The organism is Mesorhizobium sp. M5C.F.Ca.ET.164.01.1.1 (assembly GCF_004792125.1).
Classification (GTDB): domain Bacteria; phylum Pseudomonadota; class Alphaproteobacteria; order Rhizobiales; family Rhizobiaceae; genus Mesorhizobium; species Mesorhizobium wenxiniae.
On sequence record NZ_SRTG01000529.1, the window covers coordinates 1 to 292 of the forward strand.

The following is a 292-nucleotide window of genomic DNA, read 5'->3' on the forward strand; positions in this document are numbered from 1 at the left end:
GAACAGGCTCACGCCGCCCAGCACCACGGCGGCCACCGAATTGAGGAGCAGGCTGGTGTTGATCAGCGGCTCGGCCGAGCCGATCCGCGCCACCAGGAGCAGCGAGGCGATGCCGGCGCAGAAGCCGGAAATCGTGTAGGCGGCGATCTTCACCCTGCCGGTGCGGATGCCCAGCGCCGAGGCGCTTTCGGCCTGGCCGCCGGTGGCCAGCAGATGCACGCCGAAGCGCGTGTGATAGAGCGCGACATGGGCGACGATGACGGCCGCGATCGCCACCCAGACCGGATAGCCG

1 pseudogene is annotated in these 292 nt (G+C 69.9%); it reads right to left on the minus strand.

Annotation, left to right across the window (positions count from 1 at the left end):
- Positions 1 to 292 (minus strand): annotated as a pseudogene (locus EN807_RS34590) (ABC transporter permease); the annotation flags it as partial.